Annotated in this window: 18 protein-coding genes; 14 read left to right on the top strand and 4 right to left on the bottom strand. The window is 68.2% G+C overall.

Annotated features, from left to right (window positions below; translation table 11 throughout):
• Positions 1–6: 6 nt before the first annotated feature.
• Positions 7–999 (bottom strand): Bug family tripartite tricarboxylate transporter substrate binding protein, encoded by a 993-nt coding sequence (locus LJ725_RS12025; protein ID WP_230550892.1) that lies wholly within the window; start codon positions 997–999, stop codon positions 7–9.
• A gap of 181 nt (positions 1,000–1,180) precedes the next feature.
• On the opposite strand from LJ725_RS12025, the gene LJ725_RS12030 reads away from it, so the two are divergent.
• The 3 genes from LJ725_RS12030 (at position 1,181) to LJ725_RS12040 (ending at position 7,996) form a co-directional block, all read left to right on the top strand.
• Complete coding sequence (locus LJ725_RS12030) at positions 1,181–4,549, top strand: transglutaminase family protein (RefSeq protein ID WP_230550893.1); 3,369 nt, start codon at positions 1,181–1,183, stop codon at positions 4,547–4,549.
• A 64-nt stretch (positions 4,550–4,613) separates the two neighbouring features.
• Complete coding sequence (locus tag LJ725_RS12035) at positions 4,614–7,115, top strand: circularly permuted type 2 ATP-grasp protein (RefSeq protein WP_230550894.1); 2,502 nt, start codon at positions 4,614–4,616, stop codon at positions 7,113–7,115.
• Between the two features lie 2 nt (positions 7,116–7,117).
• Entirely contained in the window at positions 7,118–7,996 is an 879-nt protein-coding gene (locus LJ725_RS12040; RefSeq protein WP_230550895.1) for a transglutaminase family protein, read from the top strand.
• Between the two features lie 318 nt (positions 7,997–8,314).
• Here LJ725_RS12040 and LJ725_RS12045 read toward each other — a convergent pair whose 3' ends face one another.
• Positions 8,315–9,172: an isocitrate lyase/PEP mutase family protein gene (locus LJ725_RS12045; protein ID WP_230550896.1), complete on the bottom strand. Its 858-nt coding sequence runs from the start codon at positions 9,170–9,172 to the stop codon at positions 8,315–8,317.
• A gap of 203 nt (positions 9,173–9,375) precedes the next feature.
• On the opposite strand from LJ725_RS12045, the gene LJ725_RS12050 reads away from it, so the two are divergent.
• The 11 genes from LJ725_RS12050 (at position 9,376) to LJ725_RS12100 (ending at position 21,487) form a co-directional block, all read left to right on the top strand.
• The gene (locus tag LJ725_RS12050; protein WP_230550897.1) at positions 9,376–10,575 is read left to right on the top strand and encodes an acyl-CoA dehydrogenase family protein; all 1,200 of its coding nucleotides are present in this window, start codon (positions 9,376–9,378) and stop codon (positions 10,573–10,575) included.
• Between the two features lie 16 nt (positions 10,576–10,591).
• Positions 10,592–11,017, top strand: a complete 426-nt coding sequence (locus tag LJ725_RS12055; RefSeq protein ID WP_230550898.1) for a VOC family protein — start codon at positions 10,592–10,594, stop codon at positions 11,015–11,017.
• Positions 11,017–12,900, top strand: a complete 1,884-nt coding sequence (locus tag LJ725_RS12060; protein WP_230550899.1) for an alpha/beta hydrolase domain-containing protein — start codon at positions 11,017–11,019, stop codon at positions 12,898–12,900. The genes LJ725_RS12055 and LJ725_RS12060 overlap by 1 nt, the downstream gene beginning before the upstream one ends.
• Positions 12,901–12,925: 25 nt before the next feature.
• Complete coding sequence (locus LJ725_RS12065; RefSeq protein ID WP_230550900.1) at positions 12,926–13,990, top strand: ketopantoate reductase family protein; 1,065 nt, start codon at positions 12,926–12,928, stop codon at positions 13,988–13,990.
• A 177-nt stretch (positions 13,991–14,167) separates the two neighbouring features.
• Positions 14,168–15,808, top strand: a complete 1,641-nt coding sequence (locus LJ725_RS12070; RefSeq protein ID WP_408015737.1) for a TIGR04028 family ABC transporter substrate-binding protein — start codon at positions 14,168–14,170, stop codon at positions 15,806–15,808.
• A 14-nt stretch (positions 15,809–15,822) separates the two neighbouring features.
• Entirely contained in the window at positions 15,823–16,767 is a 945-nt protein-coding gene (locus LJ725_RS12075; protein ID WP_230550901.1) for an ABC transporter permease, read from the top strand.
• Positions 16,764–17,621 (top strand): ABC transporter permease, encoded by an 858-nt coding sequence (locus LJ725_RS12080; protein ID WP_230550902.1) that lies wholly within the window; start codon positions 16,764–16,766, stop codon positions 17,619–17,621. The genes LJ725_RS12075 and LJ725_RS12080 overlap by 4 nt, the downstream gene beginning before the upstream one ends.
• Complete coding sequence (locus LJ725_RS12085) at positions 17,618–19,282, top strand: dipeptide ABC transporter ATP-binding protein (RefSeq protein WP_230550903.1); 1,665 nt, start codon at positions 17,618–17,620, stop codon at positions 19,280–19,282. Before LJ725_RS12080 ends, LJ725_RS12085 begins: the two co-directional genes overlap by 4 nt.
• Complete coding sequence (locus LJ725_RS12090) at positions 19,279–20,313, top strand: putative FMN-dependent luciferase-like monooxygenase (protein ID WP_230550904.1); 1,035 nt, start codon at positions 19,279–19,281, stop codon at positions 20,311–20,313. The genes LJ725_RS12085 and LJ725_RS12090 overlap by 4 nt, the downstream gene beginning before the upstream one ends.
• Positions 20,310–20,885, top strand: coding sequence for a CMD domain protein (locus LJ725_RS12095; RefSeq protein WP_230550905.1), 576 nt, complete (start codon positions 20,310–20,312; stop codon positions 20,883–20,885). The genes LJ725_RS12090 and LJ725_RS12095 overlap by 4 nt, the downstream gene beginning before the upstream one ends.
• Positions 20,882–21,487, top strand: a complete 606-nt coding sequence (locus tag LJ725_RS12100) for an alkylhydroperoxidase domain protein (RefSeq protein ID WP_230550906.1) — start codon at positions 20,882–20,884, stop codon at positions 21,485–21,487. Before LJ725_RS12095 ends, LJ725_RS12100 begins: the two co-directional genes overlap by 4 nt.
• Positions 21,488–21,768: 281 nt before the next feature.
• Here LJ725_RS12100 and LJ725_RS12105 read toward each other — a convergent pair whose 3' ends face one another.
• Positions 21,769–22,194, bottom strand: coding sequence for a hypothetical protein (locus LJ725_RS12105; RefSeq protein WP_230550907.1), 426 nt, complete (start codon positions 22,192–22,194; stop codon positions 21,769–21,771).
• A 29-nt stretch (positions 22,195–22,223) separates the two neighbouring features.
• Complete coding sequence (locus tag LJ725_RS12110; RefSeq protein ID WP_230550908.1) at positions 22,224–23,840, bottom strand: GMC family oxidoreductase; 1,617 nt, start codon at positions 23,838–23,840, stop codon at positions 22,224–22,226.
• Positions 23,841–23,875: the final 35 nt, after the last annotated feature.

Below are 23,875 nucleotides of genomic sequence, written 5' to 3' on the forward strand. Positions count from 1 at the left end.
AGCCCGCTACTCGAGCTTGACGCCGAGCTCCTGGACCAGCGGGATGAGCTGCTTCTTGAGGTTCTCGTAGTCGGCCGAGATCTCGACATGGCCGAGCGGCAGATCGCGCAGCCCGAAGCTCTCCATCATCTTGCGGCCGCCTTCCGACTGCGCCGCCTCGATCCAGAGGGTCGACAGCCTCGCCACGATCTCCTTGGGCACGCCCGACGGCGCGGCCAGCACGAGATAGCCGTAGATGCGGAAGGCCGGATGATCGTAGCCCTGCTCGGCCATCGTCGGGACGTTGGGCAGCAGCGGCGCGCGTGCCGGGCCGGGAATGCCGATCGGCCGGATGACGTCCTTCTCGAGCAGCGGCCGCAGCGCCTGGTAGCTGCCCATGGCGACCTGCAGGGAGCCCGCGTTCATGTCCTGCCACATCGGCGCTTCGCCGCGGTAATGCACCGGCTCCATCTTGAGATCGTAGAGCTTGTTGAGCTGCTGGCAGACGATGTGCGCGGCCGAGCCGGCGGCCCAGGTGCCGAAGCTCACCTTGTTGGTCTTCGCCCAGGCGACCAGTTCCTTGACGTTGCTGGCCGGCACCGACTTGTGGACCACCAGCGGCAGGGCGCCCGAGTTCGTCCCGGCGACCAGCGTGAAGTCCTTGTCGGGATCGAAGCCCAGGTTGTTGTAGAGCACCCGCCCCTGGACCAGCGTGCTCGAGACGGTGTGCAGGAACGTGTAGCCGTCGGCGGCCTCCTTGGAGACCTGGGCGGCGCCGATGTTGCCGCCGGCCCCCGGTTTGTTCTCGATGATGAACTGCTGCCCCGTCTTCTGGGACGCGTACTGCGCGAACGTCCGGGCAATGGCGTCCGTCAGGCCGCCCGGCGGAAAGTTGACCACGATCGTGACGGGCCGGTTGGGCCAGTTTTGCGTCGCGCCGGCGCTCGAGGCCATCGCCGCTCCGCCAAGGCCGAGGGCCGTCGCGCCAAAGATGAAGTGTCGCCGATTTGTCTGTGCCATGCTGTTAACCTCCCTGCGGCCCGGCTCATCCCGAGCGCGTCTTTTGTCGCATGGCAGATATGGCGTTTGAGCATGACTCCGGCAACCCGTTGACAGAAAAGTCATTTTTCGCCTTTCTGTTTGTGAATTTAGAGATGAGTCGCGCCTGGCACGTGACTTGCTTGGACTGACCCGGGGACGCATGAGTATCCAAGTCGCGCTGCATCATCGAACGACCTATTCGTATGACCGGCTGGTGGCCTTGGGGCCCCAGGTCGTTCGGCTCCGACCGGCGCCGCATTCGCGGACGCCCGTGCTGTCCTACTCGCTGAAAGTCTCCCCGGCGGAGCACTTCATCAACTGGCAGCAGGACCCGCAGGGCAATCACCTCGCGCGGCTGGTGTTCCCGGAAAAGACCCGGAAGTTCGAGGTCACGGTCGACCTCGTGGCCGACATGTCGGTCATCAACCCGTTCGACTTCTTCCTGGAGCCCTCGGCCGAGACCTGGCCGTTCGCCTACGACGCGTCGCTGGCCGAGGAGATCGCGCCGTTCCGCAAGCTCGAGCCGCTGGGCCCCCGCCTGTCGGCGTGGCTGGCCAAGGTGGATCGCAGCAAGCAGCGCACCATCGACTTCGTCGTCGGGCTGAATGCCCGCCTGCAGCAGGAGATCGGCTACATCGTCCGCCTCGAGCCGGGCGTGCAGACCTGCGAGGAAACGCTGGCGCGTGCCAAGGGATCGTGCCGCGACACCGGCTGGCTGCTGGTCATGATCCTGCGGCACCTGGGGTTCGCCGCGCGCTTCGCCTCGGGCTACCTGATCCAGCTCGTCGCCGACGAAAAGCCGCTCGAAGGTCCCGAAGGGCCGACGCACGATTTCACCGACCTCCATGCCTGGTGCGAAGTCTACCTGCCGGGCGCCGGCTGGATCGGTCTCGACCCGACCTCCGGCCTGCTGACCGGCGAAGGCCACATACCGCTGGCCTGCACGCCCGAACCGTCGAGCGCCGCGCCCATCGAAGGGGCGCTGGAGAAGGCCGAGGTCAAGTTCGAGCACCAGATGACGGTGTCGCGCGTGCGCGAGACGCCGCGCACCACCAAGCCCTACACCGAAGAGCAGTGGGCGACGCTGCTCAAGGTCGGCGAGGCGATCGAGCGCGACATCGGCAAGCACGACGTGCGCCTCACCATGGGCGGCGAGCCGACCTTCGTGTCGGTCGACGACATGGACGGGGCGGAATGGAACACGCTGGCGCTCGGCCCCGAGAAGCGGCGGCTGGCGGGCGTGCTGTTTCGCAAGCTCGCGCACCGCTTCGCGACCGGCCCGCTGCTGCATTTCGGCCAGGGCAAATGGTATCCCGGCGAGCAGCTGCCGCGCTGGGCACTGGGCTGCTACTGGCGCAAGGACGGCGAGCCGATCTGGCGCAACCCTCATCTCTACGCGCTCGAATCCAAGCCGGTCGGCGCGACCGTCGAGGCCGCGCACCGCTTCGCCCTGGCCTTCGCGCAGCGGCTGCAGCTCGATCCCGACTATCTTTTCCCCGCTTACGAGGACACCTGGTACTACCTGTGGCGCGAACGGCGCCTGCCCAGCAACGTCGTGGTCGACGAAGCCAAGGTGAAGGATCCGCTGGAGCGCGAGCGCCTCGCGCGGGTCTTCGAGAAGGGCCTCGAGAGTTCGGTCGGCTACGTGCTGCCGGTGATGCGCGACTACAACGGGCGCAGCACCGGCAACGGCCATGTGAGTCGCTGGAAGAGCGGTCCCTGGTTCCTGCGCAGCGAGAAGTGCTACCTGATCCCCGGCGATTCGCCGATCGGCTACCGGTTGCCGCTCGACTCGCTGCCCTGGGCGGCGCCCGGCGATACCGACTTCATCGTGCAACCCGATCCGATGGCGCCGCATCCCGACCTGCCGCCGCTCGACGCCTTCCGGCGCGCGCCGGTCCTGCGCCGGCAGGAGCCGCGCCTCGCGGACGCCGGCGGCGATGCCGAGGCACGCCGGGAAGCGTGGCGGCGCGCATTGGCGCCGGACCAGGGGCTTGGTCCTGCCGTCGGCTCATCGGCCGCCGGGATCGTTCGCACCGCCATGGCCTTCGAGCCGCGCGAGGGCCATCTCCATGTCTTCATGCCGCCGACCGAGCGGATGGAGGACTATCTCGACCTCGTGACGGCGCTCGAGGACACGGCCGAGGAACTCGCCCAGCCGATCTTCATCGAAGGCTATACGCCGCCCGGCGATCCGCGCGTCCTGCACTTCAGCGTCACGCCCGATCCCGGCGTGATCGAGGTCAACATCCATCCCGCGGCCAACTGGACCGATCTCGTCGAACGCACCGAGATCGTCTACGAGGAGGCGCGCACGACGCGTCTCGGCGCGCAGAAGTTCATGATCGACGGGCGCCACACCGGCACCGGCGGCGGCAACCACTTCGTGCTGGGCGGACCGACGGCGGCCGAATCGCCGATCCTGCGCCGGCCCGATCTGCTCAAGAGCCTGCTCGGCTACTGGCTCAATCATCCCTCGCTGTCTTATCTCTTCTCGGGCCTGTTCATCGGCCCGACCAGCCAGCATCCCCGCGTCGACGAGGCCCGCAACGACGCGCTGCACGAGCTGGAGATTGCCTTCCGCCAAGTCGCACCGGGCCGGCAGACGCCGCCCTGGCTGGTCGACCGCGTGTTCCGCAACCTGCTGGTCGACGCCACGGGCAACGCCCATCGCACCGAGTTCTGCATCGACAAGCTGTTCACGCCTGATTCGGCGGCCGGCCGGCGCGGCCTGCTGGAGCTGCGCGCCTTCGAGATGCCGCCCCACTGGCGCATGAGCGTGGCGCAGCAGGCCCTGCTGCGCGGCCTCGTCGCCAAGTTCTGGGACCGGCCCTACGAGCGGCCGCTCAGCCGCTGGGGCACGCGCCTGCACGACGATTTCATGCTGCCGCATTTCGTTTGGCAGGATTTCACCGACGTGCTCGCCGATCTCCGCGAGGCGGGCTACGGCTTCGAGCCGGAATGGTTCGCGCCGCATTTCGAGTTCCGCTTCCCGAGGCTGGGCGAAGTGGCGCAGCGGGGTCTCGAACTCGAGCTGCGGCACGCTCTGGAACCGTGGCACGTGCTGGGCGAGGAGCCCGGCGGCGGCGGCACCGTGCGCTACGTCGATTCGACGGTCGAGCGCCTGCAGGTCAAGGTCGCGGGCCTCAACGACCAGCGGCACGTCATCGCCTGCAACGGCTGGAAGCTGCCGCTGCGCGCCACCGGCACGGCCGGCGAATACGTCGCCGGCGTGCGCTATCGCGCCTGGCAGGCGGCGAACTCGCTGCATCCGACGATCGGCGTACACGCGCCGCTCACCTTCGACATCCACGACAGCTGGAGCGGCCGCTCGATCGGTGGCTGCACCTATCACGTGGCCCATCCGGGCGGCCGCAACTACGACCGCGTCCCCGTGAACGCCAACGAGGCCGAAGCGCGCCGCCGTGCCCGCTTCTTCGCCATCGGACATACCGGCGGAACGTCGCCGGAACCGCGGCCGCTCGACAATCCGGAGCATCCGCTGACGCTCGACCTGCGGCGGGCCTAGGCCCTATAGTTCGCCCGCCTCACAGGCAGTCCAACCGTTCGTTTCCACTTCTGTTTCCGGGCCCATGGAGTCGCTGCGCGGCCTCTCGTCCTCGCCGGCTAGCGCTTACGACGAACTGGTCACCGGCCAGAAGTCGATCCGCTATCACTGGCAAGGCATTCTGAGCGTCATCCGCGCCCTTCCCGGCGGGCTGGGCGAACGCGTGGAGAGCGCACGCCGCCAACTCGACGAATCGGGCGCCACCGTCAACCTGCTCGACGACCGCGCCGCGGCACGCTGGACCTTCGATCCGCTGCCGCTGGTCATCGCGCCCGACGAATGGTCGCGCATCGAAAGCGGCCTGATCCAGCGCGCCCGCCTGCTCGACAAGGTGCTGGCCGACATCTACGGCCCGCAGCAGCTGCTGAAGGAGCATCTGCTGCCGCCGATGCTGGTGCATGCCAACCGGCATTTCCTGCGGCCCGCGCAGGTCACCGACGGCGCCGAGCCGCAACGCCACCTGTGCCACTACGCCGTCGACCTCGTGCGTCTCAGCGACGGCCGCTGGCACGTTCTGGCCGATCACACCGAACTGCCGGCAGGCGCCGGCTATGCGCTCGAGATGCGCCGCGTGCTGGCGCGCAGCCTGCCCGAGGCCTTCCGCTCCATCCCGGTCCGTCACCTGCGGCCCTTCTTCGATCGCTGGCACGAATCGCTGCGCTCCGTCGCGCCGGCCAACGTGAGCCAGCCCAACATGGCGCTGCTGACGCCGGGCTCGCTGTCGGCCACCTATTTCGAGCATGTCTACCTGTCGCGCGTGCTCGGGATCCCGCTCGTCGAGGGCGGCGACATGGTGGCGCGCGACGGCCAGGTCTCGATCAAGACGCTGGCCGGCCTGCGGCCCGTGCATGTGCTGCTGCGGCGGCTCGACAGTTCCTTCGCCGATCCGCTGGAAATGCGCGCCGATTCGGCGCTTGGCGTAACCGGCCTCGTCGAGGCGACGCGCAGCGGCAGGATCGCGCTCGCCAACGCGCTGGGGTCGGGGGTCGTCGAGACGCCGGCGATGATGCCGTTCCTCGAACGGGTGAGCGAACGGCTGCTGGGCGAGCCGCTCGAACTGCCGTCGCTCGACGTCTGGTGGCTGGGCGAACCCTCGGCGTTGAGCTTCGCCCTGGCCAACCTCGACCTCATGATCGTGCGTCCCTGCCTCGGCCAGGATCGCGAGCCGATCATCGTCGGCATGCTGGAACCTGCCGAGCGCCAGGCGCTGGTCGACCGCATCCGCGCCCAGCCCGGCCAGTTCGTGGCGCAGTATCCGATGACGCCGTCGCTCACGCCGAAATGGGACGGCCAGTCGCTCGTGCCATCGGCGGTGGTGCTGCGCGCCTATGTGGTGGCCGACCACGACACCTATCACGTGCTGCCGGGCGGGCTCGCGCGCGAGCCCGACGGCGACACGGCGCTGCGTTCGCTCGCCCGCCTGCACGGCACGCTGAAGGATGTCTGGGTGCTGGCCGAGGATGCGGCCGACGTTCAGCTGCCGCCGATGCGGCGCTTCCACCAGCTCGCCGTCGAGCGCAGCAGCGCGGACCTGCAGAGCCGCGTCGCCGACAATCTGTTCTGGCTCGGCCGCTACATCGAACGCCTCGACAACGATGCGCGCCTCCTGCGCACGACGGCGGCCCGCGTGGCGCAGGGCGCGGTCGGCCCGCGCGACGCGGTCGAACTGCGGCTGCTCGGCCGCCTGCTCGACCAGGCCAACCTGATGGATCATACGTCGGCGCTGGCGCCGCCGGAGAGCGCCCTGTTCCAGCAGGGGCTGGCGGCCGTCGCCGCCGACGATCGCGGCCTCGCCACCGTGCTCGACGGCATCCAGCGCCTGACCGCCACGATGCGCGACCGCTTCTCGATCGACATGACAACGGCGGCCGGCCCGGAGATGATCGAGGTGCGCAAGCGCCTGCTGGCGGCGCGCGGCAACCTCGATCCGCTGCTCGCCGCGCTCGACGAGATCGTGCGCTTCGTCGCCACGCTCTCGGGTCTTGCGCAGGAGAACATGACGCGCGGCACCGGCTGGCGCTTCCTCGATCTCGGCCGCCGGCTCGAGCGCGGGCTGCACATCCTGAACGCGGCGCTGGCCCCCTTCTCCATCTCGCCGATCGATTGGGACGCTTCCATGCGTCTCGCACTCGAACTGTGCGACAGCACGATCACCTACCGCACGCGCTACCTCGGCCAGCTCCAGCCGGCGCCGGTGCTGGATCTCGTCATCCTAGACGACGCCAACCCGCGCGGCCTGGTGTTCCAGCTCCGCGCCATCAAGGGCCATCTCGACTATCTCGCCCGCGCATCGGGCGTCACGGTGGCCGCGCCGCCGGACTCGCTGGAAGCCGATCTCGAATCGGTCGTGCGCCAGTTCGGCGGCGACGAACAGGCATGGCGTCACGAGGGGCTGGCGCTCGCCCTGCTGCGCGACGTCACCTCGGACGCCGAGCAGCATCTCGACAAGCTCTCCGAGGCGATCACGCGCGCCTACTTCTCGCACGTGCCGGCGGCCCAGGCCGTCGGCTCCTCGGGCGGAGACTGACCGTGCATTACCTGCTCTCGCACCGCACGACCTACACCTACGCCAGCACGGTGGACTCGGCGCATCACATCGCGCACCTGCGCGCGCGCGATTTTCCGGGGCAGAAGGTGACCTCCATCAGCATCGTCACCAGCCCCCTGCCGGCGCTAGCGACACAGCATGTCGATCACTTCGGCAATCTCATCGATATCTACCGCATCGACAAGCCGCACACGCGCTTCGACATCGAGGTGCGTGCCGAGGTGGAGGTGCGCTTCCCGGAACCGCCCGTCGCCGCCTCCACGCCGCCCTGGGAGGAAATCCGTGCCGCCCTTCACGGCGACGGTTTTCCCAGGCGCGTCGACGTGAGCGAGTTCATCCACGAATCGCCGTTGGTGCCGAGCGTCGAGGCGCTGCGTGCCTACGGCGCCGTATCCCTCACGCCCGGGCGGCCGATTCTCGAAGCGGCGCGCGAGCTCACCTCGCGGATCAAGGCCGACTTCGAGTACCACCCCGGCGCCACCGACATCTCGACGCCGCTGGGGGACGTCTTCGCCGGCAAGGCCGGCGTCTGCCAGGACTTCGCGCATGTCCAGATCGCCGCGCTCAGGGCGCACGGTCTCGCGGCCGGTTATGTCTCGGGCTACATCCGCACGATCCATTCCCGCGAGGAGATCGCCCTGCGCGGCGCCGACGCCAGCCACGCCTGGGTGGCGGTGTGGTGCGGCGAGGATGCCGGCTGGGTCCATCTCGATCCCACCAACGACCTGATCGCCCAGGAGGATCACGTGGCCGTCGCCTGGGGCCGCGACTTCTCGGACGTGAGCCCGTTGCGCGGCGTCATCCTGGGTGGCGATTCCCATTCCTACGGCGTCGCCGTCACCCTCGTGCCGACGGGCTGAGCTCAATCGCCCTCCTCGATATTCAAACCGGGAGGTGTCGTCGTCTTGCGACGACGGAGGGGTCATGAGTCGCCGTTCGTCCTTCGGCGCTCTCGGACATCGCAAAACGATGTCCTGACGCTCAGGAGGCCAAGCTTCGCCAAGAGTCTTTCCGCCTCATATTGACCCACTGACCTCATCCTGAGGAGCGGCCTCAGGCCGCGTCTCGAAGGATGGGCAACAAACGGGGTGCTCGTTCCCATGCTTCGAGACGCGCTCCCGCGGAGCGCTCCTCAGCATGAGGTTGGTGTCGGTGATTCCCTCGTACTCGGAAAGACTCTAGCCCAGGAAGTCCTTCGTCCAGCGCGCGTAGTCGGCGTCGCGCGTGACCTTCTTCATCAGTTCGGGGCTGGCGACGCCCTGCAGCTTCGACGGCTGCGTGCCCTCGCGTAGCGCCTTCAACGTCTCGTAGGTCGCCTTCACGGCGGCGGCGAAGGGCTGGTGGCCCTGCAGCGCGATGCGGACGCGGCGCGCACCGAGATAGGCAAGGTCGGTGAGATCGCCCGACACGCCGCCCAGGATGATCGGCAGCTTCGTCGCCTCGGAGATCGCGTCGAGTTCGGCGCGGGTGCGCACGCCCACGAAGAACAGCGCGTCGACGCCGGCTTCCTCGTAGGCCCGGCCGCGGGCGATCGCATCGTCGAGGCTGGTGATGGAAACGGCGCTCGTCCGTCCCGCGATGCAAAGGTCGGGATCCTGCCGCGCCCCGAGTGCCGCCTTCATCTTGCCGACACCCTCGGCGATCGAGATCAGGCGCGGCGCGGTCGTGCCGTGCGGCGTCGGAAGATCGGTGTCCTCGAGGCTCATGCCGGAGACGCCCGCGGTCTCGAGTTCCTCCACGGTGCGGCGCACGTTGAGCGCGTTGCCGTAGCCATGGTCGGCATCGACCATCAGCGGCAGGTTGCCCGCCCGGTTGATGCGATAGGCCTGGCCCGCGAATTCGCTCAGGGTGAGGACGATCAGGTCGGGCGCGCCCAGCACCGTCAGCGAGGCGACCGAGCCCGCGAACATGCCGATCTCGAAGCCGAGATCCTCCGCGATGCGCGCGGAGATCGGATCGAAGACCGAACCCGGATGAATACAGCGGTCGCCCGCGAGCAGCGCCCGGAAACGCTTCCGGCGATCGGTCCAATGCATGAAGAGTCTCCCCTCGTTCGCTTCTCCTTAGCAAACGGAAGGGGCGCCCTGCAGCGGCGGATTTCGAAGGGCAAACGAGACCAGGCCTTCCCCTCCCCGGCGGCTGGTTCCCGATGGCCGGGATGGTATTGTTTCTTCGGGGTTTTCCTCGGGCCGGGAGCTGGGCCCCGCCCGACAGGCACACTCGTTCGAAGAGGTCGATCATGGATACGCTCATCCTGTCCGCCGCGGATCTTGCCGGCGACCCGGCCGTGGTCTCCCGGGCCGAGGCCCTGCGGCCGGCCGTGGAAGCCGCTTCGAACGAGATCGAGGAGACCCGCCGGCTGCCGCCGGCGCTGCTCGACGGGCTCCATGAGGCGCGGCTGTTCCGCCTGCTGCTGCCGCGCTCGTCGGACGGGATCGAGACCGATCCCATCACCTTCTTCCACGTGATCGAGACGATCGCCCGCGGCGACGCCTCGACCGCCTGGTGCCTCAGCCAGGCCGGCGGCTGCGCCATGTCGGCGGCCTATCTCGACCTGCCGGTCGCCCGTTCGATCTTCGGCGACGATCCGCGCGCCGTGCTGGCCTGGGGCCCCGGCCCCAAGGTCAAGGCCGTCGAGTGCGAGGGTGGATACAGGGTGACCGGCGTGTGGGCCTTCGCGTCCGGCGGCCGCCATGCGACGTGGCTGGGCGCGCACTGCCCGATCTTCCAGGCCGACGGCTCGCCGCGTCTCGACGCCAACGGCCGCCAGCAGGAACGCACGATGCTGGTGCGCACCGGCGACGTGCAATGGACCGACATCTGGAACACGGTTGGCCTGCGCGGCACGGCCAGCGACCAGTTCGCCCTCACCGACTTCTTCGTGCGCGCCGATCATTCGATCACCCGCGAATTCGACCGCGAGTGCCGCGAGAGCGGACCGCTCTACCGGATGGGCGCCGGCACCTGTTACCAGGTGGGCTTCGCGGGCGTGGCCTGCGGCATCGCCCGCGGCGCGCTCGACTGTTTCCTCGACGTCGCGCGCAACAAGGTGCCACGCGGCCACAAGAGCCCGATCCGCGACAACGCCGTGGTGCAGTCGAACCTTGCCCAGGCCGAGGTCAACCTCCGGTCGGCGCGCGCCTTTCTGCTGCAGTCGATGGCCGGCATCTGGAAGGATCTCTCGGCCGGCAACACGATCACCGTCGAACAGCGCATCACGATCCGCATGGCCGCGACCAACGCCATCCACAAGGCCAAGGACGCCGTCGACTTCGCCTACAACGCGGCGGGCGCCACGGCGATCTTCGAGAACCATCCGCTGGAGCGCCGCTTCCGCGACATCCACACCGTGACCCAGCAGCTGCAGGGCCGGCTTTCCCATTTCGAAACGGTCGGCGCCTGGATGATGGGTGCCGATGCCGATCTCACGTTCGTCTGACCACACGGAGACAGCCATGCCGCTTGGCCCCCTTCAGCACTACACGATCGAGCCGTCGGATCTCGAAGCCACCAAGAATTTCTATTGCGACGTGCTGGGTCTCGAGAACGGCGACCGGCCGCCGCTCGGCTTCCCCGGCTACTGGCTTTATTCCGGCGGCGTGGCCACCGTGCATCTGCTGGGCGAGCGCAAGCCGCGCGAGGGCATCGTGGTGCGCGGCACCGAGAAGAAGTTCGAGGATACCGGCCGCTTCGACCACATCGCCTTCGCGGCCAGCGACCTGCCGGGCGTGCGCAAGCGCCTGCAGTCGAAGAACGTGAAGTTCCGCGAGCAGATCGTGCCGCGCACCGGCGCGGCGCAGATCTTCCTCTACGATCCCGACGGCGTCGGCGTGGAACTGAACTTCCCGGCGGAAGAGGTCCAGGCGGAAGCCAGGACCTAGTGCTCCTCACCTTCGAGATCGAAAAGGTCGAGCCGCTCGCCGACGGCGCGCCGTTCGGCGACGCGGGCGCCTATGAGCGCGTCATCGCCACCGCCCGCGGCGAGGTCGATCCGGCGTCGCCCGCCAACCGCGGCATCGCCCTGATCGACAAGGCGCCGCGCAATGCCGCCGGGAGGGTCGAGTACGCCACCATCGTCTTCATCCTGCGCCCGAAGGATTCTGCACGCGGCAACGGGCGTATCCTCTACGAAGTGAACAATCGCGGCCGCAAGATGCTGTTCGGCAACATCGCCGACGGCCCGCAGGGCGTGAACGATCCGAAGACCCTGGCCGATCTCGGCAACGCCTTCCCGCTGCGCCGCGGCTACACGATCGTGTGGTCGGGCTGGGACCCGGATGCGCCCCGCGCCAACATGGGCCTCGCCCTCACGGCACCGGTCGCGACCGACAACGGCCAGCCGATCGTGCAGACGGTTCGCGAGGAATGGGTCTCGGGCACGCGCGTCGGCATTCTCGAGACCTTCAAGCTGTCGCACGAGGCCGCGACGCTGGAGCAGCCGCGCGCCCGCCTCACCGTGCGCGAGCGCGCCGACGACGAGCCGCGCGAACTGCCGCTGAACCAGTGGTCGTTCGTCGATTCGCGCTCGATCCGGCTGCGCGAGGGCACGCAGGCGAAGCCCGGCTTCCTCTACGAATTCCATTACGAGGCGAAGAACCCGAAGGTGCAGGGCCTGGGCTTCGCGGCCACGCGCGACGTGGTGAGCTGGCTGCGCCACGCACCCGACGCGGTGAAGGCCACTGGCGGGCCCATCACCCATGCGCTGGCCATCGGCTTCTCCCAGGCCGGGCGTTACCTGCGCAACCACATCTCCGAAGGCTTCAACCGCGACGAACAGGGCCGCCGCGTGTTCGACGGCATCCACAGCCACATCGCGGGTGTCGGCCGGGTGTTCTTCAACACGCCGTTCGCCCAGCCGGCGCGCACCAACACCCAACACGAGGATCACGGTTTCCCGGAGAACGAGTTTCCGTTCTCGACGGCGACGCTCGACGATCCGCTGACCGGCCGGAGCGGCTCGCTGTTCCGCGGCGACGGCAGCGATCCGCTGCTGATCGAGACCAACACCTCGACCGAGTACTGGCAGAAGGGCGCCTCGCTCCTGCATACCGATCCGCTCGGCACCAGGGACGTGGCCCTGCCGGAGAATTCGCGGGTCTACATGATCGCCGGCACGCAGCATGGCGGCCGCGCCGGGGCGACGACCGATCCCGGCCCCAACATCAATCCGCGCAACCCGCACAATCCGATGCCCGCGATCCGCGCCCTGCTGGTCGCGCTCGACGAATGGGTCGTGTCGGGCAAGGCGCCGCCGCCCAGCCGGGTGCCGACGCTCGCCGCCGGCACGCTGGTCGAGCCGGACAGGACCGGCTTTCCCGCGGTGCCGGGCGCCGCGATCGTGCGCACCACCAACGCCGTGTCGCCGCCGGGCGACTGGGTGAAGCCGGTGGCGTCCGCCAAGGTCTATCGCACGCTGGTCTGCAAGGTCGACGGCGACGGCAACGAGGTCGCGGGCATCCGCCTGCCCGACATCGCCGTGCCGCTCGCCACCTATACCGGCTGGAACGAGTACAAGCCGCCTTATCCAAAGGGCGAGATTGCCGACCGCGATGGCAGCTGCCTGCCGCTGCCGCTCGACAAGGCGGCCCGCGAAGCCGCGGGCGATCCGCGCCCGTCGATCGCCGAGCGCTACAGGGACGGCGCCGACTATGTCGCCAAGGTCCAGGCCGTCGTCACCGCATTGATGGCCGACCGGCTGCTGCTGGCCGAAGACGCCGAACGCTATCTCGACCGCGCGCGCAGAGAGCCGCGCGTCGCGCCTTAACGAACAGCTTTCAAGGGAGATCAGAATGGGCAAGAGAATCGCAGTCGTGGGCGTGGGCGCCCTGGGCGGCTATGTCGGCGGCTACCTGGCGCATGCGGGCCACGACGTCACCCTGATCGACTTCTGGCCCGAGAACATCGAGATCATCCGCAAGCGCGGCCTCGAGCTCGACGGCGTGACGCCGGAAGAGAAGTTCACCGTCACCAAGGCCAAGACCATGCATCTCACCGAGATGCAGGACCTCTCGCGCCAGAAGCCGATCGACATCGCCTTCGTCGCGATGAAGTCCTACGACACCGAATGGGCCACCGCGCTGATCAAGCAGTATCTGGCGCCGGACGGCTATGTCGTGTCGCTGCAGAACTGCCTGAACGAGGAGCGCATCGCGGGCGTCGTCGGCTGGGGCAAGACCGTCGGCATGGTCGCCTCGCTGATCTCGGTCGACATGTACGAGGCCGGCAAGATCCGCCGCACCGTCTCCAAGGGCGGCGACAAGCACACCGTGTTCCGCGTCGGCGAGGTCCATGGCCGCATCACCAAGCGCGTCGAGGAACTGCGCGAGATGGTCGGTATGATCGACAGCGCCAAGACCACGACCAACCTGTGGGGCGAGCGCTGGTCCAAGCTCTGCCAGAACGGCATGAAGAACGGCGTCTCCGCCGCCACCGGCATGACCGGCATCGACTGCGACCGCAACGACGCGGTGCGCCGCTTCTCGATCAAGCTGGGCGGCGAGGCAGTGCGCGTCGGCCAGGCGCTGGGCTATCACATCGAGAAGATCGGCAAGTTCGAGCCGGAGCTGCTGGCCCGCGCCTCCGAGGGCGACACGGCCGCACTCGACGAGGTCGAGGCGCTCCTGCGGCCGGGGTCGAACACCAATCCCAATCCGCGTGCCGACATCCAGCGTCCCTCGATGGCGCAGGACATCATCAAGGGCCGCCGCACCGAGATCGAGTTCATGAACGGCTACATCGCCGAGCGCGGCAACTATATCGGCGTCAAGGCGCCGACCCATGCCAAGCTCACCGAGATCGTGAAGAAGGTCGAGCGCAAGGAGCTCACGCCGTCGGCCGCCTTGCTGGGTGGGTGATTTTACTCCGTCCGTCGGAGCAGATGAGAAAATCTGCTCCGCCGGGCTGTAAATTTTGACAATCTGCTCTGTGTAATTGCCAGACCCGCGCGGCCATATAGCTGGTCCGCACGGCGAGACTCGGCCCAGATTCTGCATGGCTCCTCCTGTGCCTCTTTAAGGCTCGAGGGGGTTTTCGTGATTCAGGTGAAGTACCAGCGTTTCCTGGCCGGCGCGTTCGCGTCGCTGGCCTCCGTTGCGATCCTGGCCGGAGGCGCGGCCGCGCAGGCGCCGGTCACCAAGGGCGGGACGCTGATCTATCTCGAGCAGCAGGCGCACACGAACCTCTACCCGCCCGCCGGCGGCTTCTACCCGAACGGCGGCATTCTCAACCAGATCACCGACAAGCTGACCTACCAGAATCCCAAGACGCTCGAGATCGAGCCGTGGATCGCCGAGAGCTGGACGGTCAACGCCGATGCCACGGAATACACGTTCAAGATTCGCCCCGGCGTCACCTTCTCCGACGGCACGCCGCTCGATGCGGCGGCCGTGGCCAAGAACTTCGACACCTACGGTCTCGGCAACAAGGAGCTGAAGCAGCCGGTCTCCGAGGTCATCACCAACTACAAGGGCAGCGAGGTGATCGATCCGCTGACCGTCAAGTTCACCTTCACCAAGCCCTCCGTCGGCTTCCTGCAGGGCACATCCGTGATCGGCTCCGGCCTCGTCTCGCTGAAGACGCTGGCCCTGCCCTTCGATGCGCTGGGCGATGCCACCAAGATCATCGGCTCCGGCCCGTTCGTCGTGAAGAGCGAGGTGCTCGGCCGCGAGCTCGTGATGGAGGCACGCAAGGACTACAAATGGGGCCCGGCCAAGCTCGCCCACCAGGGCCGCGCCAATCTCGACGGCATCAAGTACGTCGTGACGCCCGAGGACAGCGTCCGCATCGGCGCGCTGCTGGCGGGCCAGGCCCATGTCATCCGCCAGGTCCAGGCCTATGACGAGAAGCAGGTCCAGTCGAAGGGCTTCATCGTCTACGCCGCGCCGACCCGCGGCGTGAACAACACCGTCGTGTTCCGGCCCGACAATGCGCTCGTCTCCGACGTTCGCGTCCGCAAGGCGCTGCTGCACGCGACCAACGCGAAGGAGATCGTGGCCACGCTGTTCTCCGCCAACTATCCGCAGGCCAAGTCGATCATCGCCTCGACCGCGCAGGGCTATGTCGACCAGTCGGCCAAGCTCGCCTACGACCCGGCGCTGGCGGCGAAGCTGCTCGACGAGGCCGGCTGGACGATGGGACCGAAGGGCCTGCGCCAGAAGGACGGCAAGGAACTGATCCTCTCGGCCTACGAATCGCCGCCGCAGCCGCAGAACAAGGAGACGCTGCAGCTGGTGGCGCAGCAATGGGCCAAGGTCGGCGTGAAGCTGAACGTGCTGGCGGGCGACGCCGGCAGCCGCGTCGCCGACAGCCTCGACCCGATGAAGACTCCCGTCGCGCCGGCGATGGTCGGCCGCGCCGATCCCGACGTGATCCGCAGCCAGTACTATCCGACGACGCGCAACGTTCTGCTGCAGAAGGGCGGCGTCAGCCAGAAGGTCCAGAGCTTCGTCGACGAGAAGCTGAACGGTCTGCTGGAGGAGATCGCGGCGGCCACGGACCCGGTCAAGCGCATCGCGCTGGTCGGCGAGGTGCAGGCCTACGTGATCGACCAGGCCTACACGATCCCGATCTTCGAGGAGCCGCAGGCCTTCGCCGCCTCGCCGAAGGTCAAGGACTTCACCTTCGAGGCGGTGGGACGCCCGAGCTTCTACGCGACCTGGATCGCGCCGAAGTAGGCGCGGGGCGGATCGTGGCGCGTTATCTCCTGGGCCGGGTGGGGCAGGCCCTCGCCGTGCTGGCGCTCACCTTCACCGCGGCCTTCCTGCTGCTGCAGGTGCTGCCGGGCGATGCGATCATGATCAAGTTCATGAGCCCCGACATGGGTCTCACGGCCGATCAGATCGCGGAGATCCGCGCCTCCTACGGCGCCGACCGGCCGCTGTGGGAACGCTACCTGACGACCGTCGGCAACTTCCTCACCGGCAATTTCGGCATCTCGATCCAGGCCGGCGTGCCGGTGAGCCAGCAGCTCGCCACCAACCTGCCGCCGACCCTGCTGCTGGCCTCGCTCGCCTTCACCGCGGCGCTGGTGCTGACGATCATCCTCGCCGCCCTGTCGAACATGGTCGGCATGGAATGGCTGCGGGCCGGACTGCAGTCCCTGCCCTCGCTGTTCATTTCGGTGCCGGTCTTCTGGCTCGGCATCATGCTGATCCAGATCTTCTCCTTCCAGCTCGGCCTCGTCTCGGTCATCAGCCCCGGCCCGGTCGAGCGGCTGGTCCTGCCCGTCCTGACGCTCGCCATCCCGATCTCCGCGCCGCTGGCGCAGATCCTGATGCGCAACATCGACCAGGTGCTGGCGCAACCCTTCGTCGCCGTCGCGCGTGCCAAGGGCGCGTCGCGCAACTGGGTCCTCTGGAAGCATGTGGCGCGCAACGCCATCATGCCGACGCTCACCATCGCGGGCGTCCTGTTCGGCGAACTGCTGGCGGGCGCCGTCGTCACCGAAGCGGTGTTCGGCCTGAGCGGCCTCGGCGGCCTCACCTATCAGGCGGTCGGCAATCACGACACGGCGGTTCTCCAGGCGATCGTCGTGATCTCGGCCTTCGCCTTCGTCACCATCAACCTGATCGTCGACCTGCTCTATCCGGTGCTCGATCCCCGGCTCGGCACGAAGGGGGGAGCGCTGTCATGAGCGCGGAGACCGCAAGCGGCGCCAGCGCCGACATCCACACCGGCTGGACCACGCGCCTCAGGCGGGTGCCGGTCACGCTGCTGTTCGCCTGGACCGTCGTCTTCATCGTGCTTGCCTGGGCCGCCTTGCCGCAGCTCTTCACGGGCTACAGCGGCACGGAGGGCGTGCCCGGGGAACAGCTCCGCGCGCCCAGCGCCGAGCATGTGCTGGGCACCGACGGGCTCGGCCGCGACGTCTATGCGCGCATCGTCTACGGCTCGCGCCATTCGCTGTCCGGCGCCTTCGTGGCCGTCACGGTCGGCCTGCTGTTCGGCACCCTGCTCGGCCTGATCGCCGGCGCCCGCGGCGGCTGGATCGACGCCGTGATCATGCGCCTGATGGACTCGATGCTCGCCGTTCCCTCGCTCCTGCTGTCGCTCAGCATCATCGTCCTGCTGGGGTTCGGCACCATCAACGTCGCCATCGCCGTGGGCGCCGTCTCGGTCGCCCGCTTCGCCCGCCTGGCGCGCTCGGAGGTCGTCCGGGTCCGGCGCAGCGAGTATGTCGAGGCGGCGTTCGGCAGCGGCGGCACCTTCTGGGCGGTGCTCTACCGCCACGTCCTGCCCAATTCGCTGACGTCGGTGATCGCGCTGGCGGCCCTTCAGTTCGGCTCCGCCATCCTCGCCATCTCGACGCTCGGCTTCCTGGGCTACGGCGCGCCGCCGCCGACGCCAGAATGGGGCCTGCTGATCGCCGAGGGCCGCAACTATCTCTCGCGCGCCTGGTGGCTCACCGCCGCGCCCGGCATCGTCGTGGTGCTGGTCGTGCTGTCGGCCGACCGCATCAGCAAGGCGCTGGGCGGGACCACGCCATGAGCGTCACACCCATTCTCCAGGTCGACGATCTCTCCATCGCCTACAAGACGGGCGATCGCGAGCAGCGGGTGGTGCACGGCGTCTCCTTCAGCGTCGCACCCGGCGAGGTCGTGGCGCTGGTGGGGGAATCCGGCTCGGGCAAGACCACGACGGCGCAGGCCACCCTCGGCCTGCTGGCGGGCAACGGCCGCGTCGAGGCCGGCACAATCCGCCTCAACGGCACCGACATCACGCACTGGTCGCAGAAGCGGCTGGATTCCATTCGCGGCGCGGTCGTCAGCCTGATCCCGCAGGACCCGGGCAGCTCGCTCAATCCGGTGCGCACCATCGGCGCGCAGCTCGCCGAGGTGATGCAGATTCACAAGCGCGGCGACCGCAAGGCGATCCAGGCGCGCGTCATCGAGCTGCTGGAGCGGGTCGGCCTGACGCCGGCCGAGATGCGCGCGCGCCAGTATCCGCACGAACTCTCGGGCGGCATGAAACAGCGCGTGCTGATCGCCATCGCGGTGGCGCTGAAACCCGCGCTGATCGTGGCCGACGAGCCGACCAGCGCGCTCGACGTCACGGTGCAGCGGCGCATCCTCGACCTGATCGACGAGCTGCGCCGCGAGAGCGGCACGGCCGTGCTTCTGGTGACGCACGATCTCGGCGTCGCCGCCGATCGCGCCGACCGGCTGGTGGTGCTGCAGAACGGCCGCATCCAGGAACAGGGCGCGGTGAAGGAGGTGCTGGCGACGCCGCGCAGCGCCTATACGCGCCGCCTGCTGGCCGACGCACCCTCGCTCGGCAAGCCGCGGCCCGCGCGGGCCGCCGCCGAGAGCCAGGACTTCGCCATCGAGGTCACGGGCCTCACCCACGACTTTCCGGTGACCGGCGGCGAAGCGAAGTCGTTCCGCGCCGTCGACGACGTGTCGTTCAAGGTCCGGCGCGGCACCACGCATGCGATCGTGGGCGAATCGGGCTCGGGCAAGACCACGGCGATCCGCAGCGTCGTCGGCTTCATCAAGCCCACGGCCGGCCGCATCCTGATCGACGGCGTCGACCTCACGACCCTGAAGGGCGAGGCGCTGCGGCAGTTCCGCAAGCATATCCAGCTCGTCTACCAGAATCCCTACGGCTCGCTCGATCCGCGCCAGACCATCGCGCGCATCGTCGAGGAGCCGCTGCTCAACTTCGAGCCGATTCCCGCCGCCGATCGCGCCCGCAAGGTGCGCGACATGCTGGCCCGGGTCGGGCTTTCCGAGAGCTTCCTGGAGCGCCATCCGCGCGCCCTGTCGGGCGGCCAGCGGCAGCGGGTCGCCATCGCCCGGGCCCTCGTGCTCGATCCGCGCGTGCTGGTGCTCGACGAGGCGGTCTCGGCGCTTGACGTCACGGTGCAGGCGCAGATCCTGTCGCTGCTCGACGAGCTGCAGAAGACGCTGGGCCTCACCTACCTCTTCGTCTCGCACGATCTCGCCGTGGTGCGGCAGATCTCGGACACCGTTTCGGTGATGCACAAGGGCCGCCAGGTCGATGGCGGCCCGATCGAGACCGTCTTCGGCCGGCCCGACAGCGCCTATACGCGCGAGCTGATCGAGGCGATTCCCGGCCGCAGCCTGCCGGTGACCGACCTGCCCGCCCTTGCCGTCCCGCCCGAACATCCTTCAAGGTTGAGCCCATGACGACGTTTCCGATCAAGCGCCTCGGCTTCTTCACCCGCCTCCTCGACCAGGTCGACGCGGCCGAGCGCTATCGTCTGGCCACCCAGCAGATCCAGCACGCCGAGGCGTGCGGCTTCGATTCGGCCTGGATCGCCCAGCATCATTTCCACGAGGGCGAAGGCGGGCTGCCCGCGCCCTTCGTGTTCCTCTCCCATGTCGCCGCCCACACGTCGCGCATCCGGCTCGGCACGGGCATCGTCACGCTGCCGCTGGAACTGCCGATCCGCGTCGCCGAGGACGCCGCCGTTACCGATCTGATGAGCGGCCGCCGCCTCGAAGTGGGCGTTGGACCGGGCGGGAACCTCACCGCCTTCACCGCCTTCGGGCTGGAGAGCGACCAGCGGCACGTGCTGTTCGACAACAACCTCGCCTTGCTGAAGACCGCCTGGTCGGGCGACGCCCTGCCCGGTGGCGACAGGCTCTACCCGGCGAACCCGACGCTGACCGACCGCGTCTGGCAGGCGACCTTCACCGTCTCGGGCGCGCGGCGCGCCGGGCTGGCGGGCGACGGGCTGATGCTGTCGCGCACCCAGCCGCGCTCTCCCGACGCGCCGCAGGCTTCGCTGGCCGACATCCAGAATCCGATGCTCGATGCCTATCTCGAAGCGCTGCCCCGGGGAGTCGAACCGCGCATCCTGGCGTCGCGCACCATCTTCGTGGCCGACGACCACGACGAGGCCATGCGGCTGGCCGAGACCGGCCTGTCGCGCCTGCGTCACCGGCTGGCGGCCACCGGCAACTTCACGTCGGGCAGCCTGGTCGGCGACCTGATCAGGGCCATGGACGTGCATATCGGCACGCCCGACGAGGTCATCGCCTCGCTGCAGGGCGATTCGACCCTGGAACGCGCCACCGACCTCACCATGCAGGTTCACTCGATCGATCCGCCTCACCCCTATATCCTGCGGTCGATCGAATTGCTGGCCGAGAAAGTGGCGCCCGCATTGGGCTGGGCGCCGGAAGTCAGAATGGGAACGAGACAAGTCGCATGACAGACGTTATCGACAGCCTGGTGGGCATCGCACCGGGCTCGAAGCTGGACGCGATCCGCGCCCAGCGTTCCGAAGCGCGCAAGCATGCGCAGGCAAGCTACACCTCGCTGTTCGAGCCAAAAGAACTTGGCGGCATCGGCGCCGAGGAGCGCCATGCCATCGCCGCCTTCGTCGCGGGTCTGCACGGCGAGGCGAAGACCGACGCCTTCTATGCCGCCAAGCTGCCGGCAAACCTGCGCGCGGCCGTGGCTACCGAAGTCGCGGCGGCCCGGAGCAAGGGCCCCTATGGCCGCTTTCCCAAGGGACCGCTCTCGGTCGAGGATGCGCCGGGACCGAGCTGGCAGGTGAGCGATGCGGGACGCGCCGCGCTCGGGCCGCGCCTGACGGCCGCCTTCGAGCACACGCACATGCTGGTGTTCCATCCACGCGATGCGTCGGCGGCGTCGCTGCAGTCGCTGCTCGACGCCGGCTGGACCACCACCGACATCGTGACGGTCTCGCAGCTCGTCTCCTTCCTGTCCTACCAGATCCGGGTCGTCTCCGGCCTGACCGTCCTCGCGAGCACGCTATGACCGACAAGACCCTGACGCCGCCGCCGCACACCGAGCCGGTGGTCTTCACGCGCGACATGCTCGACTGGCTGCCGTGGCTCGAGCCCCTGGCCGAAGCGGAGATGACCGAGCATCACATCAGGAGCCTGGTCGACGCCGCCCGCGTGAAGTCACCCTACTTCAGGCTGCTGGCCCGCGATCCCGACGTGCTGGAAGCGCGCACGCGCACCGACAAGGACATCTTCTACAATCCCGAGGCCGGCCTGCCGCGCGCCGAGCGCGAGCTCGCGGCGGCGGCGACGTCGCGGCTCAACGGCTGCATCTACTGCGCCTCCGTCCACGCCCGCTTCGCCGCGACCTATTCGAAGCGCGTCGACGACGTGCAGCGCCTGCTCGACGAAGGTGTCGAGGCGAAGCTAGACGAGCGTTGGGACGCGATCGTCGCGGCCTCGGTGGCGCTCACGGCGCTGCCCATGACCTTCGGCAAGGAGCATGTCGAGCGCCTGCGCAGCGTCGGCCTCGACGATGCCGCCATCGCCGACCTGATCGGCGCGGCCTCGTTCTTCAACTGGGCCAACCGCCTCATGCTCTCGCTGGGCGTGCCCGCGACGCAGCCGAAGTAGGTCGAACTGCAATACGACCTCACCCCGAGGAGCGCTCCGCGAGGAGCGCGTCTCGAAGGGTGGGCAACAGGCAAGGTGCGCGTTCCCACCCTTCGAGACGCATCGCTGCGCGATGCTCCTCAGGGTGAGGTCATAGGGGCTTTTCATAGCCCGTTGTTTTCGCTGCATTCATTCCCGGCCAGCCTCTCAGGATGAGGGGGTGGAGGTCGGAGCAGATCCGGATCATCAAAGAAAAACGCCCGGCAGATCGCTCCGCCGGGCGTTTCGGTTCCGGGCCAGCCTCAGTAGGGCAGGCCGTAATAGCCGGGGTTGCCCCACTCGCCCCAGTCCCAGTCGTTGTCGACGGTCGCGTCCATCGAGCTCGGGCTGTAGGGATCGTCGGCGAAGTTGGCCCGCATCGCGGTGGCCATCATCTGCTTCGACGCCTCCTTGATGTAGGCGTTGTAGTTGTCCTGGGTGCCCATGTAGAGGCAGCCGCACATCGTCGGATCCGCATAGACCCAGACCGGCTTGCCCTGCCAGGTCTTGCGGACGAGCTTGTGCGGCGGCAGCTTCTTGAACGAGGCCGCCTGGCCCGGCGTCTTCAGCGACACCACCTTGAAGCCCGAATCGGCCAGCATGTCGCGCTTCGACTCGGTCTTGGGCATCTGGCCCTGGCAGGCCGCCACCAGGCCGCCGAGCGCCAGGATGGCGAGAATGGACCTCACAGGCTTCATCATGTCCCTCACAATGCGAATCAGGCGGCGGCCTTGAGGCCCGCCTTCGCATCTTCTTTGATCATGTCCGCGCCCTTCTCGGCAACCATGATCGTCGGCGCGTTGGTGTTGCCCGACGGCACGGTCGGCATGATCGAGGCGTCGATCACCCGCAGGCCGGCGATGCCGTGGACCCGCAGCCGGTCGTCGACCACCGCCATCGGGTCCGAACCCATCTTGCAGGTGCCGATGACGTGGTAGGTCGTCTGGCCGTTGCCGCGCGCGAAGCTCAGCCACTCGTCGTAACTCTGGACCTTGTCGCCGGGCGTCTTCTCGAAGGCGATGTACTTCGACAGCGACGGATGGGAGACGATCTTGCGGGCGATCTGCATGCCCGCGACCGTGGCATCGCGATCGGTCTGCGCCGACAGGAAGTTCGGCCGGATGGCGGGCTCGCTGCCGGGGATCGCCGACTTGATGTGGATCGAGCCGCGCGAATCGGGCCGGCACTGGCCGATCACGACGGTCATGCCCGGCTCGCGCTCGAGGTCGCGCTTCTGCGCGGTGTCGTAGCTGGCATGGGCCATGTGGAACTGCATGTCGGGCGATTCGAGGCCCGGCCGCGTGCGCACGAAGCCGTACACGATGCCCGCGGTCAGGCTGAGCGCGCCGCGACCCGTCGTGTAGTACTTGAGCACTTCCTTGACGAGATTCACGCCGCGCGTCTTCTCGTTCAGCGTGATCGGCTGCTTGACCCGCCAGTTCATGCGCGGCGCGAAGTGGTCGCCGTAGTTTTCGCCGACGCCCTTCAGCTCGTGCTTCACCTCGATGCCGTAGCGCCGCAGAAGTTCGGGCTGGCCGATGCCGGAATGTTCGAGCACGCCCGGCGACTGCACTGCGCCGCAGGACAGGATGACCTCGCGGCCGCACCGCGCCTCCTGCTTGCGGCCATGCACCGTGTAGGCGACGCCGACGCAGCGCTTGCCCTCGAGGATGACGTGGTCGACCAGCGCATCGGTCACGATCTGGAGGTTGGGGCGGTTGCGGATCGGGTCGAGGAAGGCGCGCGCCGTCGACCAGCGCTTGCCGTTCTTCATCGTCACCTGGAAGTAGCCGAAGCCTTCCTGGTTGCCGTTGTTGTAGTCCTTGTTCCGGGGATAGCCGCTGGCTTCGGCGGCGTCGATGAAGGCGTCGCAAAGCTCGTTGGTCTCGCGCATCTCCGCGACGTTCAGCGGACCGCCTTTGCCGCGGCTGTCGTCGCCGCCCGGCTCGTAGTTCTCGGACTTCTTGAAGTAGGGAAGGATCCGCTCGTAGGACCAGCCGCGATTGCCGAGCTGTCCCCAGGTGTCGTAGTCGAGCGGCTGGCCGCGCACGTAGAGCATGCCGTTGATCGAGCTCGAGCCGCCGAGCGTGCGGCCGCGCGGACAGGGAATGCGCCGGTTGGCCATGCCCTCCTCCGCTTCCATCTCGAAGTTCCAGTTGAACTTCTTGTGGTTCAGCAGCTTGGTGAAGCCGGCGGGAATGTCGATCCACATCGACTTGTCGGCCGGGCCGGCTTCGAGCAGCAGCACCTTGACGTTGGCATCCTCGGTCAGCCGGTTGGCCAGCACGCACCCCGCGGAGCCGCCGCCGACGACGATGTAATCCCAATTGGCCATGACGCGTCCTCTCTCCCTTTGGAGACAGTGTAGCG

Origin of the sequence: Reyranella aquatilis (assembly GCF_020880995.1) — a bacterium.
Classification (GTDB): domain Bacteria; phylum Pseudomonadota; class Alphaproteobacteria; order Reyranellales; family Reyranellaceae; genus Reyranella; species Reyranella aquatilis.

What these genes read in the sequence shown, in the direction of transcription:
- LJ725_RS12025 (WP_230550892.1), bottom strand. Translation starts at nt 999, where the DNA reads ATGGCACAGACAAATCGGCGACACTTCATCTTTGGCGCGACGGCCCTC.
- LJ725_RS12030 (WP_230550893.1), top strand. Translation starts at nt 1,181, where the DNA reads ATGAGTATCCAAGTCGCGCTGCATCATCGAACGACCTATTCGTATGAC.
- LJ725_RS12035 (WP_230550894.1), top strand. Translation starts at nt 4,614, where the DNA reads ATGGAGTCGCTGCGCGGCCTCTCGTCCTCGCCGGCTAGCGCTTACGAC.
- LJ725_RS12045 (WP_230550896.1), bottom strand. Translation starts at nt 9,172, where the DNA reads ATGCATTGGACCGATCGCCGGAAGCGTTTCCGGGCGCTGCTCGCGGGC.
- LJ725_RS12050 (WP_230550897.1), top strand. Translation starts at nt 9,376, where the DNA reads ATGGATACGCTCATCCTGTCCGCCGCGGATCTTGCCGGCGACCCGGCC.
- LJ725_RS12055 (WP_230550898.1), top strand. Translation starts at nt 10,592, where the DNA reads ATGCCGCTTGGCCCCCTTCAGCACTACACGATCGAGCCGTCGGATCTC.
- LJ725_RS12065 (WP_230550900.1), top strand. Translation starts at nt 12,926, where the DNA reads ATGGGCAAGAGAATCGCAGTCGTGGGCGTGGGCGCCCTGGGCGGCTAT.
- LJ725_RS12080 (WP_230550902.1), top strand. Translation starts at nt 16,764, where the DNA reads ATGAGCGCGGAGACCGCAAGCGGCGCCAGCGCCGACATCCACACCGGC.
- LJ725_RS12085 (WP_230550903.1), top strand. Translation starts at nt 17,618, where the DNA reads ATGAGCGTCACACCCATTCTCCAGGTCGACGATCTCTCCATCGCCTAC.
- LJ725_RS12090 (WP_230550904.1), top strand. Translation starts at nt 19,279, where the DNA reads ATGACGACGTTTCCGATCAAGCGCCTCGGCTTCTTCACCCGCCTCCTC.
- LJ725_RS12095 (WP_230550905.1), top strand. Translation starts at nt 20,310, where the DNA reads ATGACAGACGTTATCGACAGCCTGGTGGGCATCGCACCGGGCTCGAAG.
- LJ725_RS12100 (WP_230550906.1), top strand. Translation starts at nt 20,882, where the DNA reads ATGACCGACAAGACCCTGACGCCGCCGCCGCACACCGAGCCGGTGGTC.
- LJ725_RS12110 (WP_230550908.1), bottom strand. Translation starts at nt 23,840, where the DNA reads ATGGCCAATTGGGATTACATCGTCGTCGGCGGCGGCTCCGCGGGGTGC.